The sequence below is a fragment of the Mesorhizobium kowhaii genome (assembly GCF_042431665.1).
In the GTDB taxonomy this organism is placed as follows: Bacteria; Pseudomonadota; Alphaproteobacteria; order Rhizobiales; family Rhizobiaceae; genus Mesorhizobium; species Mesorhizobium kowhaii.
Genome location: NZ_JBHLYT010000226.1, coordinates 1 through 849, shown reverse-complemented (window position 1 = coordinate 849; position 849 = coordinate 1). Strand labels below are relative to the sequence as shown.

Here is an 849-nt window from a genome sequence, read left to right as displayed (position 1 = left end):
AGCAGCCGAGGCGAGAAGTGGACGACCCAGCGATGCACGGTGGAGTGATCCACGTTCAGGCCGCGTTCGGCCATCATCTCTTCCAAATCGCGCAGGCTCAGATTTTAGGCCAGATACCAGCGTACGCACAGCAGGATCACGGATCGATCAAAATGGCGGCCCTTGAACATGACAAACTCCCGGAAAGCAGGAGCAGCCGTCATGCAGCAATGACCTTTCCGAAAAGTTTGCGACGGAACCGTCAAAAGTGTCGTCAATGTCGAGCACGATCCGCTTCGGAACCTGGCGGAAGGAAGAGCAATAGAGGTCGACCATCGCACGGCCCATAACGACCAGTTCCCGCACGCCAGGCAGGTTCTCCAGCCGGCACATCGTCGATTGAGAGGCCAGATCCCGACCCGAAGGCAGCGCATCCTGGGCCATCTTGAAGACCGGATCGCAGCGCAGCCGGTTGGCGTCGTTGCCATCCTCGTAGCCGGCGGCAATCATCTTCATGCGAAAGCCGATCATATCGGCCACGCTATGGATGACCTGGTCCGGGCAGCGCGGATCATCGATGCAGCGCGCCAGACGCTCGGCGACACGCAGCCGCTTTTCCACCTCGGCCAGAGCCAGAACCCCACTGTTGGACGACAGCATGCCGCCGTCGAAACGGGCGACGACGGACTTGCCGCCAACAGATGACAAACCGCTCAGCGGCAGCGTAAGATCATTCATGGCGGGTGTGGTCTCCGGGAAATGGTTTGGATCGGCTTAAGCAACCAAATCCTACGTCATTTCAACGGCTTGCACCACATCCGCCAACCTCCAGTAGAGTCGAGGAGGGGCGCGGTGGCTTGGGCCGTGTTG

2 pseudogenes are annotated in these 849 nt (G+C 59.8%); both read right to left on the bottom strand.

The annotated features are described in order from the left end of the window. Positions 1–170: pseudogene (locus tag ACFFNA_RS39800) on the bottom strand (IS6 family transposase); the annotation flags it as partial. A 70-nt stretch (positions 171–240) separates the two neighbouring features. Further along, a pseudogene (locus ACFFNA_RS39795) lies at positions 241–717 on the bottom strand (transposase); the annotation flags it as partial. Positions 718–849: the final 132 nt, after the last annotated feature.